This is a genomic window from Roseicyclus salinarum, assembly GCF_029624655.1.
GTDB classification, from domain to species: domain Bacteria; phylum Pseudomonadota; class Alphaproteobacteria; order Rhodobacterales; family Rhodobacteraceae; genus Roseibacterium; species Roseibacterium salinarum.
Genome location: NZ_JARRSA010000006.1, coordinates 47,957 through 61,708, shown reverse-complemented (window position 1 = coordinate 61,708; position 13,752 = coordinate 47,957). Strand labels below are relative to the sequence as shown.

The 13,752-nt window shown below is 65.3% G+C and carries 15 protein-coding genes and 1 pseudogene; 9 read left to right on the top strand and 7 right to left on the bottom strand.

Annotated elements, in window-relative coordinates:
• Window position 1: 1 nt before the first annotated feature.
• A complete protein-coding gene (locus tag P6F26_RS05425; RefSeq protein WP_278027636.1) occupies window positions 2-481 on the bottom strand; it encodes a tripartite tricarboxylate transporter TctB family protein in 480 nt (159 codons plus the stop codon).
• A gap of 103 nt (window positions 482-584) precedes the next feature.
• Window positions 585-1,568, bottom strand: a complete 984-nt coding sequence (locus P6F26_RS05420; protein ID WP_278027635.1) for a Bug family tripartite tricarboxylate transporter substrate binding protein — start codon at window positions 1,566-1,568, stop codon at window positions 585-587.
• Between the two features lie 260 nt (window positions 1,569-1,828).
• Here P6F26_RS05420 and P6F26_RS05415 point away from each other — a divergent pair, with 260 nt between their 5' ends.
• Together P6F26_RS05415 and P6F26_RS05410 are read left to right on the top strand one after the other, a co-directional pair.
• Window positions 1,829-2,680, top strand: a complete 852-nt coding sequence (locus P6F26_RS05415; RefSeq protein WP_278027634.1) for an IclR family transcriptional regulator — start codon at window positions 1,829-1,831, stop codon at window positions 2,678-2,680.
• Complete coding sequence (locus P6F26_RS05410; protein WP_278027633.1) at window positions 2,667-3,452, top strand: SDR family NAD(P)-dependent oxidoreductase; 786 nt, start codon at window positions 2,667-2,669, stop codon at window positions 3,450-3,452. Before P6F26_RS05415 ends, P6F26_RS05410 begins: the two co-directional genes overlap by 14 nt.
• Before the next feature lie 290 nt (window positions 3,453-3,742).
• Here the strand turns inward: P6F26_RS05410 and P6F26_RS05405 are convergent, their stop codons facing one another.
• Entirely contained in the window at window positions 3,743-3,889 is a 147-nt protein-coding gene (locus tag P6F26_RS05405) for a hypothetical protein (protein ID WP_278027632.1), read from the bottom strand.
• On the bottom strand, window positions 3,886-4,128 hold the full coding sequence (locus P6F26_RS05400) for a hypothetical protein (RefSeq protein WP_278027631.1): 243 nt from the start codon (window positions 4,126-4,128) through the stop codon (window positions 3,886-3,888). Before P6F26_RS05400 ends, P6F26_RS05405 begins: the two co-directional genes overlap by 4 nt.
• A 36-nt stretch (window positions 4,129-4,164) precedes the next feature.
• Here P6F26_RS05400 and P6F26_RS05395 point away from each other — a divergent pair, with 36 nt between their 5' ends.
• Complete coding sequence (locus tag P6F26_RS05395; RefSeq protein ID WP_278027630.1) at window positions 4,165-5,034, top strand: ester cyclase; 870 nt, start codon at window positions 4,165-4,167, stop codon at window positions 5,032-5,034.
• A gap of 470 nt (window positions 5,035-5,504) precedes the next feature.
• Complete coding sequence (locus P6F26_RS05390; RefSeq protein WP_278027629.1) at window positions 5,505-6,545, top strand: extracellular solute-binding protein; 1,041 nt, start codon at window positions 5,505-5,507, stop codon at window positions 6,543-6,545.
• 1 nt (window position 6,546) lies between these two features.
• Here the strand turns inward: P6F26_RS05390 and P6F26_RS05385 are convergent, their stop codons facing one another.
• Window positions 6,547-7,068 carry a DUF6647 family protein gene (locus tag P6F26_RS05385; RefSeq protein ID WP_278027628.1) on the bottom strand — a complete coding sequence of 174 codons (522 nt, stop codon included), beginning with the start codon at window positions 7,066-7,068 and terminating at the stop codon, window positions 6,547-6,549.
• Window positions 7,069-7,242: 174 nt separating this feature from the next.
• Between P6F26_RS05385 and P6F26_RS05380 the strand changes: the two genes are divergently transcribed.
• Window positions 7,243-9,693 carry a BTAD domain-containing putative transcriptional regulator gene (locus P6F26_RS05380; protein WP_278027627.1) on the top strand — a complete coding sequence of 817 codons (2,451 nt, stop codon included), beginning with the start codon at window positions 7,243-7,245 and terminating at the stop codon, window positions 9,691-9,693.
• Window positions 9,694-9,903: 210 nt separating this feature from the next.
• Here P6F26_RS05380 and P6F26_RS19670 read toward each other — a convergent pair.
• Both P6F26_RS19670 and P6F26_RS05375 read right to left on the bottom strand, forming a co-directional pair.
• Window positions 9,904-10,043, bottom strand: a pseudogene (locus P6F26_RS19670) (IS3 family transposase); the annotation flags it as partial.
• Complete coding sequence (locus P6F26_RS05375) at window positions 10,037-10,846, bottom strand: LuxR C-terminal-related transcriptional regulator (RefSeq protein WP_278027626.1); 810 nt, start codon at window positions 10,844-10,846, stop codon at window positions 10,037-10,039. The gene P6F26_RS05375 and the pseudogene P6F26_RS19670, both read right to left, overlap by 7 nt.
• 174 nt (window positions 10,847-11,020) lie before the next feature.
• Between P6F26_RS05375 and P6F26_RS05370 the strand changes: the two genes are divergently transcribed.
• From P6F26_RS05370 to P6F26_RS05355, 4 genes are all read left to right on the top strand, one after another.
• Complete coding sequence (locus P6F26_RS05370) at window positions 11,021-11,434, top strand: ester cyclase (protein ID WP_278027625.1); 414 nt, start codon at window positions 11,021-11,023, stop codon at window positions 11,432-11,434.
• Window positions 11,431-11,574, top strand: a complete 144-nt coding sequence (locus tag P6F26_RS05365) for a hypothetical protein (RefSeq protein ID WP_278027624.1) — start codon at window positions 11,431-11,433, stop codon at window positions 11,572-11,574. Before P6F26_RS05370 ends, P6F26_RS05365 begins: the two co-directional genes overlap by 4 nt.
• Window positions 11,571-12,782 carry an MFS transporter gene (locus tag P6F26_RS05360; protein ID WP_278027623.1) on the top strand — a complete coding sequence of 404 codons (1,212 nt, stop codon included), beginning with the start codon at window positions 11,571-11,573 and terminating at the stop codon, window positions 12,780-12,782. Before P6F26_RS05365 ends, P6F26_RS05360 begins: the two co-directional genes overlap by 4 nt.
• A gap of 98 nt (window positions 12,783-12,880) precedes the next feature.
• Complete coding sequence (locus P6F26_RS05355) at window positions 12,881-13,714, top strand: methyltransferase domain-containing protein (protein ID WP_347403033.1); 834 nt, start codon at window positions 12,881-12,883, stop codon at window positions 13,712-13,714.
• Window positions 13,715-13,752: the final 38 nt, after the last annotated feature.

The following is a 13,752-nucleotide window of genomic DNA, read 5'->3' as shown; positions in this document are numbered from 1 at the left end:
CTTAGACCAGCCAGCGTTCGATCAGTCCGAAGGGCAGCGGTACCCGCAACGCCTCGGCGAAGACGAAATGAATGAGCACGGTGACCCCGAGCGCGAGCGCGACGCTCGACAGGATCGTCGAAAGCCCCCGCGTGACGAGAAAGAGGCCCGTCAACATGAGAAAACCAGTCAGCAGGAAGCCGAGCGTGCCGGACAGGAAGACGTAGAAAAGGACCGCCGCCACGACCGCGAAGAAGATGCCGTAGCTGCGCCACGCCCTCGCCCATCCGGCCAGTTCGAGCCACGGCGCGCGGTTTGCGCTGCGCAGGCCCTGAACGATCAGGATGAGGCCGCCGCCGCCCATCATCACCGCGATGATCCGCGGAAAGAGATCGGGTCCGTAGGGCACGCCGGGAAAGCGCATGAAACTGCCCGCGTGGATGAAGGCGAAGATAGCGATGGCGAGAAACAGCGCGCCGGGAATGGCGTCGTTGAACTTCATGGCATGGGCTCCGGGTGGCGGGTCGAGACGGATGAAGCAGGGCATCCGCCGGCGTCGAAAAAGCCGGGCGCCGAGGCGCCCGGCCAGTCGGGAGAGGATATCCTCAGAGCATCCCTGCCGCTTCCATGACTTCGCAGATCGCCTGGTCCTCGGAGGCATGGAACGCATGCGCCTCGGCGGGGTCCATCCACGTCATGGCGAAGCCGCGCTCGTTCATGAAATTCGTGAACATCTCGCTGTCGAAGGCGGTGCGGACGGCCGAGGTCAGCTCGTCGCGGATGTCGTCGGGCAGGCCCTCGGGCGCGCCGATCATGCGCCAGGTCTGAGACGTCCAGTCGACGCCGATCGCCTCCTCGACCGTCGGCACGTCCGGCAGCCCCGCGAAGCGCTCGGCGCCCATGGTGGCCAGCGGCTTGATCCGCCCCGCCTCGACCAGCGGCGCTGCCGTGGAAAGCGGCGGCGTCACGAAGTCGATGGCGCCCGAGGCCGCGTCCTGAAGCGACGGGCCGCCGCCCTCGGAGGGCACCCACGTTACCTTGTTCGGATCGATACCGGCCGCGACCATCAGGCCCGCCCACGCGAGATGATAGATCGAGCCCGTGCCGGAGCCCGACGCGGTGAACGTCCCGGCGGGGTTCTCGCGAATGGCGTCGAGCGCCTCCTCAAGCGTTTCGAACTCGGACTCGGCGCTGACCGAAACGGCGGCCGGCTCGGTGTTGATCAGCGCGATATGGGTGAAGCGCTCGGCCGTGAGATCCGTGAGGCCCTGGCAGACGAGCTGGCTGAGATCGACGTTGATCGTGCCGATCGTGTAGCCGTCGGGATCCGCCGAAGCCATCGCCGTGTGACCGACGATTCCCGAGCCGCCCGTGCGGTTTACCACGTTCACGGGCTGGCCAAGCGGCTCCTCCATCGCGGCGGCGAGCGTCCGCGCGACGGTGTCAGTGCCACCACCCGCGCCCCATGGCACGATCAGCGTGACGGGCCGCTCGGGCCAGTCCTGCGCAGCGGCCGGGCCTGCCACCAGGGCACCAGAGGCCATCAGCATGGCTGCGAATCCGGCGCGCATTCCTGTCTTGGAAATCATGTCTTCCTCCCTTGTCGGTGCGGTTCCTCCTGCCGCTGAATGGAAGCTATGGCGACGCCGGAACGGCTGTCAACATCTTTCCCATAGTCCCGTCTCTATTCTCTTCTGTAGAGAAAAAACGAAATTGATAGGCCGATTCCCAAGTCAAAACTCGGCAGATGCCGACTCCCCTCCCTCGCGGCGAACGATCGAGACCTGAAGAGAGAGTTGATTTTCTCGCTGAGCAGATTACAAATTTCCCAGAGAGAAAAGGAGACGCCGTGACCGACGAAGCCAGCGAAGACCGCCGCGATGGCCGCATACAATCGCTCGAACGGGCCTTTTCGGTTCTCGAGGAGGTCGCGCGCCACCGGAGCGGAATCACACTTTCGGAGCTCAGCCGCGAACTGGGCCTGCATACCAGCACCCTCTACCACGTGACGCGCACGCTCGTATCGCTCGGCTATCTGCGCACGGGGCCGGACGACAAGCGCTACCGGATAGGGCGCGGCATCTTTCAGCTGGCCTCGGCCTGCCTCGACGAGGCCGAGATCTGCGCGACGGCGACCCCCTATCTGGAGAAACTCGCCGAGGCGACGGGCGAGGCCAGCCATTACGCCATTTGGGAGCGCCGCAAGGCCCTCATTCTCGTCCGGCACGCAGGGCCCAACGCGCTGCAGATAAACGAACGCGCAGGCACGCTCAGACCCGTCTACTGCACCGCCATCGGCAAGGCGCTGCTTTCGGGGCTCGAGCCGGACGCCTATGACGAATACACCCGCGACGTCGATTTCGCGCCCTACACGCCGAGCACGCTGAAGGACGCGCAGGAGCTTCGGCTGCAGGTCGAGAAGGCGCGGCGCGACGGCATCGCGTTCGACGATTGCGAGTTCAACGCCGAGGTCCGCTGCATGGCGGCGACGGTGCGCGATTTCTCTGGCAAGGTGGTGGGCGCGATCGGCTTCTCGGGCCCCGTCTGGCGCATGTCGCTGACCGACATGGCCGAATACACTTCGATAACACGCTCCATCGCCGCCGAGCTGTCGGAGCAATTCGGCTTTCGCACCGAGGAGGTGGCATCGGACGCCACGAGCACAACGAAGGCACGGAGCAAGTCGCATGGCAAAGCCTGAACTGTCGGGGCGGAAAGCCCTCGTGACCGGAGCCAGCAAGGGAATCGGCAGGGCCATCGCGATGCGTCTGGCCGCAGATGGGGCCGAGGTTGCGCTTGTCGCGCGATCTGAGAAAGACCTCGAAAGGGTAGCGGACGAAGTTGCCCGCGCGGGTGGCAAAGTTCACGTCATCGCGGCGGACCTCTCGACATTTGCAGGATGCGAGGCCGCCGCATCTCGGGCCTTGGAGAAGCTTGGCGGCCTCGACATCCTCGTGAACGTCGCGGGCGCGACCCGGGCAGGCGTCTTTCCGGACCAGCCCGACCAGGATTGGATCGAGGGCTTCGCGCTCAAGTTTCACGGTGCCGTGCGGCTGACGCGTTGCCTTTGGCCAGCGCTCGTCGCGGCGAAGGGGACGGTGATCAATATCGGCGGGGCGGCGGCTCATACGCCAGCGCCTGGCTTCATGGTGGGTGGCGCCGTGAACGCAGCGCTGGCGCACTTCACCAAGGCGCTTTCAAAACAGGGCGTGAAGGACGACGTGAACGTCAATATCGTCCATCCGGGAATGACCGAGACCGACCGGATGGAACAGCTTATCGAGCAGGAAGCGGAAGCAGAGGGAATACCTTTGGAAGAGGTTCGTGCGAGAAAGAGCCTGGAGGCGGGTCTGCGCCGCATCGGCCGCCCGTCGGACGTATCCGAGACCGTCGCCTTTCTCTGCTCTCCCAAGACTCGCCATATCCAGGGGATTGCGTTGACGGTCGATGGCGGAGCGACGCCGGGCCTCTGAGCCTCAGTGGCACACATGACTTTCTTCCCTCCGATTTTGCTTGACACCATATCCTTCGGTTTGAAATAAACTCTTTATATATCAAGCCATTAGTAGAAAATCTTACCACCCCAGCCAGTCACTTCCGCAAATCGAGACGGTACTCGGTACTGTGCAGATAGTGCCTTGGTTTCCGCGGTTTGCCGTCGTGCAGGATATGGGCAGACATGGAAGTCGCCCAGTTTTGCGCCCTCAACAGCCCGAAGTCTGCGCAGGGCATTTCCGCGATACGAGGTGTGGGTGTGCAGGGATCAGAGAGACGCGATTAGCGACCGCTGCTCGGCCCAGTCGGAGGGAATCTCATGCCGGACACACCAGTCCGAGGTGAAGCCCGCCGGCTGCTTTCCATCCAGCACGTCCCGAATGATGTCCGGCGCGAGGAAGGCAAGGTCGATCATCTGCTGGACGCGGCGTCACCTTCGGCGGGCGGCGGTTCTGCAAAAATCCGGTAGCGGGTCGGCTTGCCGCCCTCGACCTTCTCGACCGTGATCTGGTAGCCGGCCTTCCTGAGGCAAAGTCCGCCAACCGGGACTTGTTCAGAAGTCTTGACGAAGCGCTCGAGGACCGGCGGGAAAGTGCTTTGGACCCGGCCCCTCTTATGCGAGTTTTCAACATACGCCGGGTCCGTGGGAATCATCGAGCATTCATGACCGTGGCAAACCCGGAGGGGATAATGACACAGAAAGCCAGCGCCGAGGCCTATTTCAACGCGTGGATTTCCCGAGACTTCAACGCGATCCTCGCGAAGCTCGCCCGCGATGGGACCTACGAGGACCCCTCAACCGGAGGGCCGATTTCGGGCGAGGCGCTCCGGGGCTACGTAACCGGCCTGTGGAGCGTCTTTCCCGACCTGAGTTTCGAGATCGCCTCGCATTCCGACGACGGCGCCTCAGCTCAGTGGATCATGCGGGGCACGAACCTGGGCTCGTTCAACGGATTGCCGCCGACAGGAAAGCAGATCGAACTCGACGGCGCGGATTTCTTCACTTTCGACGAAGAGGGCCTGATTACTTCGGTCACCGGCTATTTCGATCCTGGCGTGGTCCCGCGTCAGCTTGGCCTCGACATTGTCGTCCAGCCATCGCAGATCGGGCCGTTCCGGTTCGGCACCTCGACCATGGTGCAGAGCGGCAAGACCCAAGAACCGGGCGCGTTTTCGATCACCTATCTTGAAGCTCGGGACGATGACGGCAAGCAGGCTGTGCGGGAAGGATCGCGCGCCACTCTCATTGAAATGCTTGGAATCGACGGATTCATCGGGGCGACGACGGCAACGATCGGGAACAGGATGGTAACCATCTCTGCATGGGAAGACACAGACTCGCCGCGGCAGCTTATGCGGACGGGCACCCATTCCGAGATCCAGAAGAAGATGTACGACGGAACCCTCGCGCAGCACGGATATACGTCGGTTTGGGTCAAGGAGCGCATCAATCCCTACATGGTTCGCTGCGATGCGTGCGGGAAAATGACTCGTAGTCCGGATGCCGAACGCAAATGTCACTGCGGCGCACAATTGCCCGCAGCTGCACCCTACTGGTAATCTCGCGGGCCGGAAAAGAGTCTCTGAAGTCAAGGTCCTCACTGTGCGCTCCGGCCACGTTGACCGGCGGAGATCGCGGCGGGACGAACGAACTTCCGCTTCGGTGAATCCGCGTTGCAGCAAGCCCGAGACTCCTGACGGCAGGTGTGGGCCGATCGCGGCGCGCGCGTCCATCTGCGCGCGCGAAATCGCTGCGGGCCCTCGACGGAAGGAAAGACAAGCGGCCATGTGGCGGCGCTGCAAGCGGCATACGCGTGTTTTCGGAGGCTCGGCTTCAATCCCGGCCCGAAGCGGACTCGGTACGCGATTGGGAGTGTGCATGCGCGGCGAGCCCCGTTTCTACCCGATCGGCGCAGAGAAGACATAAACCCATTGTGAGAGCTACTTGTCGGTTGATCAAAACACCTCGCGGCGCTTACGCTCGAGGGATGATCTGGAACAGGTCAAAGTTGCGCCGTGAATGCGCGATCTTGTGCGCCATACTGGCTCCCGTATCGGTCTCCGCGGACGATCTGACCGTGGTCACTTGGGGCGGGATCTATCAGGAAAGCCAGGAAAACGCCTATTCTCCCGGTTTCACTCCGGGGATCGAATGGATCGAGTACCGTGGCGGTCTCGAAGAAATCCGCGAGCAGGTCGCGAGCGGCGCGATCGCCTGGGACGTGGTGGACGTGCTCGCTCATGACGCGCGCGCGGGCTGCGAGGAAGGCCTGTTCCTGCGTTTGCCGGACGACTTCTTTCCCACCGGGATGCAAGACGATCTCGTCATCCCGCGGCCGAACGAATGCGTCGGGCCCAACATCATCTGGTCGTGGGTCACGGCCTACGACAACAACGCGTTTCCGAACGAGGCGCCTGAAACGCTCGCCGACTTTTTCGACACCGAGGCGTTTCCCGGGCGACGGGCAATTGCCGCCTTTCCGCAGGCCAACCTCGAGATGGCGCTCATGGCCGATGGGGTGGCCGCCAGCGAGGTGTACGAACTGCTCGCTACAGATGAGGGACGGGACCGGGCGTTCGGGGTGCTCAACCGCATCGCGGCCGATCTGAGGCTCTGGTCGTCAGGCGAGGAACCTGTCGACCTTCTGCGCTCGGGTGAGGTGGCGATGGCGACTGCCTATAGCGGCCGGGTGGCAGCTGCCGAGCTTGCGGGGGAGGACCGGATCGGTACGATCTATGCGGGGCAGATCCTCGACGAGGAATGGTTCGTGATCGTCGCAGGCGCGCCCAACGAGGCGGCGGCGCTCGACTTCCTGCGCCACGTGGCCGAGCCCGAGCAGCAGGCGGCGCAAGCGCGGTGGATACCCTACGGCCCGATGCGGAAATCGGCGCTCGACATCATCGCGGCGGGCGAGCCGTGGTTTCATACGGGTGCGCCCGTCCTGCCGCACATTCCCTCGCGCGAGGACCGCATAGAGGGGGCGCTGGTGCTCGATCCCGACTTCTGGGTCGAGCACGGGCCGGAATTGACCGAGCGTTTCGCCGCGTGGCGGCGGGGGCTCGGCCTCTAGCTCAGTCGGGGTGGTGGTCGCGGACCGCGCAGCTCGACGCGAGCAGCACCCACGCCCAGTTGAAGTCTCCCGTCTCGCCGTGGGCGTTCAGGTAGTCCTCCTGGATCAGGTAGGCATCCCATTCCATCGCCTGCGGGCAGTACCAGTGCTGCGCGCTCACCTGGCGGTGATGCACCATCTCGTGCAGCAGCACGCTGCGGTCGAAGGCGGTTTCGCCGTACCATTGCCGCACGAGGAAGATCGTGGCGGTATCCGCGTCGTAGACGCCCCGCACGGTCTCGTCGATCTGCATCGTCTGCCCTTCGTAGTGGATGATGACACCCGGCTCGACCAACTCGACGCGGGCCAGCGGCACGTCCGATCGCGGCAGGTCGGTATAGGCGTCAATCCAGAGGTTCAGTTCTTCCATCGTGTCGAGGATCATTCGTGGCTCGTAGGGTGAGACGTGCCCCTCGACGAGGGGATCGGCACCCACCGGTGTGGCAAGGGTCAGGGCGATCAGGCTGCTCGTCAGGACGTTCATGTGAAGGCTCCCATGCGCTGAGTTGCGATGAGTCCGGCATGCCGATGCCCTCTCAGATTCGAGCCAACTCTGTCTCAAGCCGCTCTCAAAAATGCACCATGCACCTTCCAATGCGCCGAGCGCTGGCAGGCTCAAAGCTTGACCCGAGGCAGTCGCAGGCCGGATGCTCGAAGGATGACGCGGCTTCAGGCATCCCTCCTTGGCCCATTCCAACTTGCCGCCGGCGATGGACATCCCGTCCGCATCGAGACGAAGAAGGCGCGCGCGCTTCTCGCCGTGCTCCTCGTGGCAAAGGGGGAGCCGGTCCGACGCGAACGGCTTGGCGGGCTACTCTGGTCCCGAACCACGACACGACAGTCGCTCGCCTCGCTCAGCCAGGCGCTCTACAGCCTCCGGCGCGCGCTGGATGAGTGGGCGCCAGATCTGATCGACGCACGCACCGAGACGGTGGCGATCCGTGCGGACCGGATCAAGGTCGACGCTTGGGAGCTGGACGCATCCTGCAGGCAAGACGGTGATGCGGGCCGCAGGCACTGCCTCGAGCTCTACTCGGGTCCATTCCTCGACGACCTCTCCATCGATACCGAGGAAGGCTTTTCGGAATGGCTCGCAGCGGAGCGCGCGCGGCTCGAGGGTCTCGTGGTCGAAGCGGGCACGCAGCTGATGGAGAGCTGGGAGCGCGTGCCGGAAGAGGCCGAGATGGCGATTGTCGACCGGCTCTTGTCGGTGGATCCTTACAACGATCCGGCCATGCGGGTCCGGATGTCGGTCCTGGCGCGCGCAGGGCGACCGGCCGCGGCCATCGAGGCGGCGGGTTCATTCGCGGCGACGCTGTCCTCCGACCTCGGCATCGCGCCGTCCGACGCGCTCGCCGATCTTGCCGGGCGCATCCGGGCGGGCAGTTTCGATCCGAAGCCGTCAGGGCCGGTCGCCACGGCGCTTTCACGTCCGCGTCGGAAACCTGCGTTCGCCGCAGCCGCGGCCGCTTTCGTCGCTGCCGCCGCGCTTCTCTGGGCAACGCTGGCGCGCGATCCCGCGCCGGGGTCCGATGTCGCCCGCCTGCTTGTCCGTCCCTTTGAGGCCGGGGATGGCATAGCCCCCGAGCTTGCGCGAGGGTTCTCGGACGACCTGTCCACCGAGCTCGTGCGCCGCGCCGCAGTCGACGTCCTGTCGCGGGAAAGCGGGCGCATCGTCGCTGCGGGCAACGAAGCCGTGCACGGCGCCAGCCACGTCCTGCGCGGTCGGATCCGGGGCGAGGGCGAGCTGTGGGTGCTGAACGTCTGGATCACCGAAGCCGCCGGCGGCCGTGAGGTCTGGGCCGGCCGGTTCTCCGGTTCGGCCAGCGCGCCTCGGGACGTGCGCGACGAGATCCTGGAGCGGATAACGGACGGGATTGGCGTGGAGCTCGCAGGGTTGCCGGATCCCCCGCGGCCGACGCTTCCGGAGGCGGCGGTGCCCGCCTATCTCGGTGCGCTCAGCCGGCTGCATTCCGGATCGCCCGAGGGCAACGCCGAGGCTCTCGAGCGGTTCAGCCAACTGGTCGAGCGGCATCCGGGCGCAATCGAGCCCGTCGCGGGCCTTGTCGTCGCCCTCGAGAGGGTGGCCTTCGAGGCGGACAACTACGCGCAGGCCGCGGCGCTTCACTGGCTGGAGGGCTACCTGATGCTCAAGCGGGCTCTGGCGTCCGCCGATGGGGAACATCCCGACATCCTGGCCGCCCGCGCACGGCTCGCGCTCCGCCGTCTCGACCATCTTGCTGCGCAGAGCCTCGCACGACGTGCGCTCGAACTCGACACCGGGCATGTCGGAGCGCTTGCGGTCCTGTCGCGAAGCCTTGCGCTCACGGGCGAGACCGACGCCGCGCGGCGTCTCGCTGCCAGGGTGGTGATGCTGTCGCCGGCGGCGCCGCAGGACGGATACCTCGCGCTCGCGCTTTCAGCTTTCGCCGAGGGCGACCTGACCGCCGCGAGGGAGGCCGTCGAGATCGCTGTCCAGACGGCGCGGGCCCCTCCATTGCAGCTGCTCGCGCTCAGGGCGGCAATCCTCGGCCTCGAAGGCGAGGAGGCCGCCGCGCGCGCCGCGTTCGAGGAGCTTGTCCAGGCTCAGGAAAGCCGTCCGTTCGGTGCCTGGCGTATCGGCGACATCGGCTATTCGAACCCGCGGGCGGCCACGTGGCGTCGACCGACTGCGGCGGAGGCGGCGGCGCTTGTACGCTACGCGGATGCCGAGATCGACGCGCGCCTTCGCGATGGCATCCTCAGGGCCTCCGGGGAGCCAGGCACGCATGACGACCTTGGGCGCCCCACGCCGCTATCCGGCCAGGAAATCCAGGATCGCCTGTTTGATCGACGGATCGTCGGACGACGGACATGGATCGCCCTGGATGACTGGAGCCAAGTTCGCACCGCCGGCGGCATCTTGTTTCAGAGCGGCGTCTTCGGCCCACTTCCCCGCGCTCGGGAGGGCGAGAGCGTCGTGGTCGATGGCCGCCTGTGCGACCGGTGGATCTGGCAGCAGACGGAGATCGAAAACTGCCAACTCGTGATGCAGAATGGACGTTCCGGCGGTCTCGTGATCGTTGGCGAGACCGGATGGTTTCCATTCGTCATCCCGGAAACGCCATGATCGGTCAAGGCATGAACCATGTCTGTTTGTGCCAATACCGGAAACTTTACGCCAAGCTACATCAATGGCCGCTTTGTCACCCTCGTCGTAAAGCCCCTCGTACGCGCAGCACGGAGCGCCCCCGATGCCTGTCCGCAGCAAGTGCGACAGGCAGCCATGACCGGGCGCCTGCGCGAGGCGAGAGGCGCACGTTATGGCAGGCCCTCGTGCGAGTGCGGCGCATTCCACGGCGTCGAGGCCGGGCCGGCGGTGGATGACCCCGGGCTTGAACAGTCGTCGATCGTTTCCGCAAGGGCGGTGTCAGAGCTGACGCCAACACTGCCGACCGAGGGCTCGATGCCGGTCACTGCGGCGCCACCCTATCCTTCAACGCTGCGAACAGGCGCGCGTTTTCAAGGGCAATGACGCTCTGGTCGGCAAAACTCTGCGCCAGCGCCACGGCGGTTTCCGAAAACGGTCTGACCGTCTGCCTGTAAATGGTGAAGGCCCCGGCCAGACCTTTGCCCGACATCATGGGGATCGCCACGAACGACCGCGCGCCGCCCAGATGAGCTGTCGCCCATCGCAGCGGGTCGTCGCTGCGAAAGATCTCTTCGGCCCGCACATCGAAAATGTTCGCCGGAGTTTGCCCCGACGCCACACGCCCCAGGCCGGTGCGTGGCCCCACCGCGAACACACCCTGCGCCTTCAGCCAGTCGCGGAACGCGTCCGGTATGCCGCGGTCATGCGTGGCCTCGAACCTGTTGCCCCCGTGGTAGTCGAACAGGATGCCGAACTCCGCCTCGCACAGCTCAAGCGCGTGGCCGAGGATCGACGACACGACCGCGTCGTTATCGCCCTGTGACCGGCTGATGATGCGCAGCACCTCGGCCATCGCGCGCTCACGGCTCAGCGCCTCCTCGAGGCTGAGGGCGAGTTCCGAGATGACGGCCGCGAAATCCGTGCTTTCCTGCTGGGGCCTGGCGTCGCCAACCAGGAGGGAATGCAGGTCCAGCTTCGAGGATACCCCAAGCTTGCGATAGATCGTGGCCAGATGCGTCCGCACCGTGGTGGGCGCGATACCCAGCCGGTTCGCGATCTTTGCGTAGGTGTCACCTTGCGCGTAGGCTGTGGCGATCTCGATCTCGCGCGGGCTGAGCAGGTCTTGCGGCATGGCGTGGCGGTTCCCTATGACATCTCGATCCTTCCGCGTGCCGCCGCGCAGGGCAATCCCGCAGATGCAGTATAAAATTACTGCAAGCTGCCCGCGCGAAATACTGCATCCGGCCGATGCCGCGCAGAGCCGCCTGCTGTCATGCTGTTCGGATCCACAGAAAGGGACAAACCGATGAGCATGGAACAGACGGCACGCGACTTTTTCGAGGCCTGCGAGACAGGGGGCGGCTGGACCGCTTGCGAGGGGTTCTGCCACGCCGATGCCGGCTTCGCCTGCCAGGCCGACGCGCTGGCCGACGTGACGACGCTGCAGGGCTATACCGAATGGATGAAGGGCCTGCTGACGCCGATCCCCGACGGGCGTTACGACCTGACGGCGTTCGCCGCGGACGAGGGACGCGGGACGGTCGTCGCCGCCGCGGTGTTCCACGGCACCCAGACCGGCGCAGGCGGCCCGGTCGCGCCGACGGGCAAGACGGTCGCGTCGGACTATGCCTATGTCATGACATTCGAGGGGGGCCGCATCCGGCACATGACCAAGATCTGGAACGACGTGCACGCTGTGCGCCAACTGGGCTGGGCATGATGCCCTCGGCTTCGATCGACGGCGCGGCGGGGCTTTCACCCCGCGCCATCGACGCAGGCTTTCGCATGACCGCCGTGACCGACGTCGCCGACCCGATCGAGGTCGATCCGTGGTTCGTCTACATGGAGTACGAGACATGAGCGCCCGGCCGGAGACGACACAAGCCCGGATCGCGCTTCGCTGGCGCATTCTCGCCCTGCTTGTCCTCGCACGCGCGAGCCTTGGCGCGCAATTCCAGACGGTGGGATCCGCCGGCAAAGAGATTGCCGATGTCTTCGCGTTGGACAATGCGCAACTCGGGCTGATGATCGGGCTGTTCATGGCGCCGGGGCTGTTCCTCGCGCTACCCGCGGGCGCGTTTGCGCGCTTCGCGTCGGACCGGGTGCTGTCGGCTGCGGGCCTCTCCGCTTTGGCGATCGGCGGACTGGTGTCAGCCTTCGCAACGGGTCCCGAAGCGCTCGGCTTCGGTCGCATCGTGGCAGGCGCCGGTTTCCTTGTCGTCACGCTGTACTTCACCAAGATGGTCGCGGATTGGTTTGGCGGCCGAGAGATCGCCACGGCGATGTCGCTGCTCGTGATGAGCTGGCCCTTCGGTATCGCGATCGGACAGGTCGGGCACACCTGGCTGGTGACGTTGTACGATTGGCGGCTGCCGTTCCTCGTGGCCTCGGCCTGGTGCGCGCTGGCGGCGATCGGCGTCTGCGCGCTGTATCGCCCGCCGCACGATCTTCCGCCGGTCACCGGACGCAATCTGCGGCTGATGCCACGCGAATGGGCCTTGATCTGCTGCGCAGGGATAGCCTGGGGCGTGTTCAACGCGGGCTACATCATGTGGCTCAGTTTCGGCCCCGCGGTGCTCGAGGCGCGTGGCATGACATTGCTGGCGGCGGCGTCGATCATCAGCGTGGCAAGCTGGGTCATGATCTTCTCCGGTGCGGCCTGCGGCCAGATCGTCGACCGGTTCGGACGGCGCGACACCGTGCTTGTCGCGGGCATGCTGGTCGGCGCAGCAGCCTTCTTGCTGCTTCAGGTGCCCGGCGCGGGACTGGGTGCCAGCCTCCTGTTCGGGATCATCGGAATGGCGCCGGCAGGCGTGATCATGGCGCTGAGCGGCCAAGCCGTCGCACCGGAGCGGCGCGCCTTCGGAATGGGCGTGTTCTTCACGCTCTACCACGCGGTGGTGGCGGTCAGTCCGACGGTCGCCGGCTGGTTGGTGGATCGCACCGGGACACCGGATACCGCCATGCTGTTCGGGGCGGGACTGTTTTTGCTGGTCATCCTGTCGGCCTTTGCGTTCCGGATACTGAAGGCCCGCCCCTTACCCAACGCGCTGCGGGACATCGCGTGACGGAAACTCGGATGGCGTTGGTCCTCCCAGGGGCGCTCTCATTGACAAGACAGCCTGGCCGAACGTTCACTTAGAGACGCAGACCGGGGGGTGCGAGGATGTCAGAGTTTCGCGAGCCGGATACGTTCGCCGCACTCGAGAAACGGGAATGGGCGAAATCTGAAGTGGCCCAATCCTACGCGAAGGTATTTGCCAAGGCCGCGGACATGGTTGTCCCCTCCTTGGTCTCGGCGGTCGGGGCGCGACCAGGCATTGCAGCGCTCGACCTATGCTGCGGTCAGGGTAACGTGGCGGCAGGCCTATGCAAGGCAGGCGCGTGGGTGACGGGGCTGGATTTCTCGCCGGCCATGCTCAAGTTGGCTCGGACAGCCGTGCCGGAGGCCCAATTCGTCGAAGGCGACGCCATGTCCCTCAGCTTCGAGGACGGCGCCTTTGACGTTGTGACGATCGGGTTCGGGATGCCTCATGTGCCGGACCCTCCAAGGGTCTTGGAAGAGGTCCGCCGAGTTCTGCGTCCCGGTGGCCGTTTGGCGTTTTCAGTTTGGTGCGGGCCAGAAGTAGACACCGCCCTTGGCTATGTATTTGACGCCATTGGCCAACACGGGTCTCCAGACATTGCCTTGCCCCCGGGACCCGGAGCGAATGACTATGCCGACCCGGCGACAGCCTTGCCCGCGCTTGAGAAGGCGGGATTCAAGGATTGCCGACAACGCACGGTCGCATCCAAGTGGCACGTCAGCGACCCCGGCGCGCCCTTCGATTACTTCCTGGAAGGCACGGCCAGAGGCGGTGCGCTGTTGCGGCCTCAACCCCCAGCACATGCGGCAGCGATACGAGCGGCAGTTGTGTCAAGGGTTTTGGAAAAGCACGGGCCGGGACCTGAATGGGACGTGCCAATTCCCGCAGTCGTGACTGAAGCTACCGCAGCCTAGACAACCTTCGCGATACCCATCCTCGTCCGAGCGGACGT

What these genes read in the sequence shown, in the direction of transcription:
- P6F26_RS05425 (WP_278027636.1), bottom strand. Translation starts at nt 481, where the DNA reads ATGAAGTTCAACGACGCCATTCCCGGCGCGCTGTTTCTCGCCATCGCT.
- P6F26_RS05370 (WP_278027625.1), top strand. Translation starts at nt 11,021, where the DNA reads ATGAGCATGGAACAGACGGCACGCGACTTTTTCGAGGCCTGCGAGACA.
- P6F26_RS05420 (WP_278027635.1), bottom strand. Translation starts at nt 1,568, where the DNA reads ATGATTTCCAAGACAGGAATGCGCGCCGGATTCGCAGCCATGCTGATG.
- P6F26_RS05365 (WP_278027624.1), top strand. Translation starts at nt 11,431, where the DNA reads ATGATGCCCTCGGCTTCGATCGACGGCGCGGCGGGGCTTTCACCCCGC.
- P6F26_RS05375 (WP_278027626.1), bottom strand. Translation starts at nt 10,846, where the DNA reads ATGCCGCAAGACCTGCTCAGCCCGCGCGAGATCGAGATCGCCACAGCC.
- P6F26_RS05385 (WP_278027628.1), bottom strand. Translation starts at nt 7,068, where the DNA reads ATGAACGTCCTGACGAGCAGCCTGATCGCCCTGACCCTTGCCACACCG.
- P6F26_RS05410 (WP_278027633.1), top strand. Translation starts at nt 2,667, where the DNA reads ATGGCAAAGCCTGAACTGTCGGGGCGGAAAGCCCTCGTGACCGGAGCC.
- P6F26_RS05360 (WP_278027623.1), top strand. Translation starts at nt 11,571, where the DNA reads ATGAGCGCCCGGCCGGAGACGACACAAGCCCGGATCGCGCTTCGCTGG.
- P6F26_RS05405 (WP_278027632.1), bottom strand. Translation starts at nt 3,889, where the DNA reads ATGATCGACCTTGCCTTCCTCGCGCCGGACATCATTCGGGACGTGCTG.
- P6F26_RS05355 (WP_347403033.1), top strand. Translation starts at nt 12,881, where the DNA reads ATGTCAGAGTTTCGCGAGCCGGATACGTTCGCCGCACTCGAGAAACGG.
- P6F26_RS05395 (WP_278027630.1), top strand. Translation starts at nt 4,165, where the DNA reads ATGACACAGAAAGCCAGCGCCGAGGCCTATTTCAACGCGTGGATTTCC.
- P6F26_RS05400 (WP_278027631.1), bottom strand. Translation starts at nt 4,128, where the DNA reads ATGATTCCCACGGACCCGGCGTATGTTGAAAACTCGCATAAGAGGGGC.
- P6F26_RS05380 (WP_278027627.1), top strand. Translation starts at nt 7,243, where the DNA reads ATGACGCGGCTTCAGGCATCCCTCCTTGGCCCATTCCAACTTGCCGCC.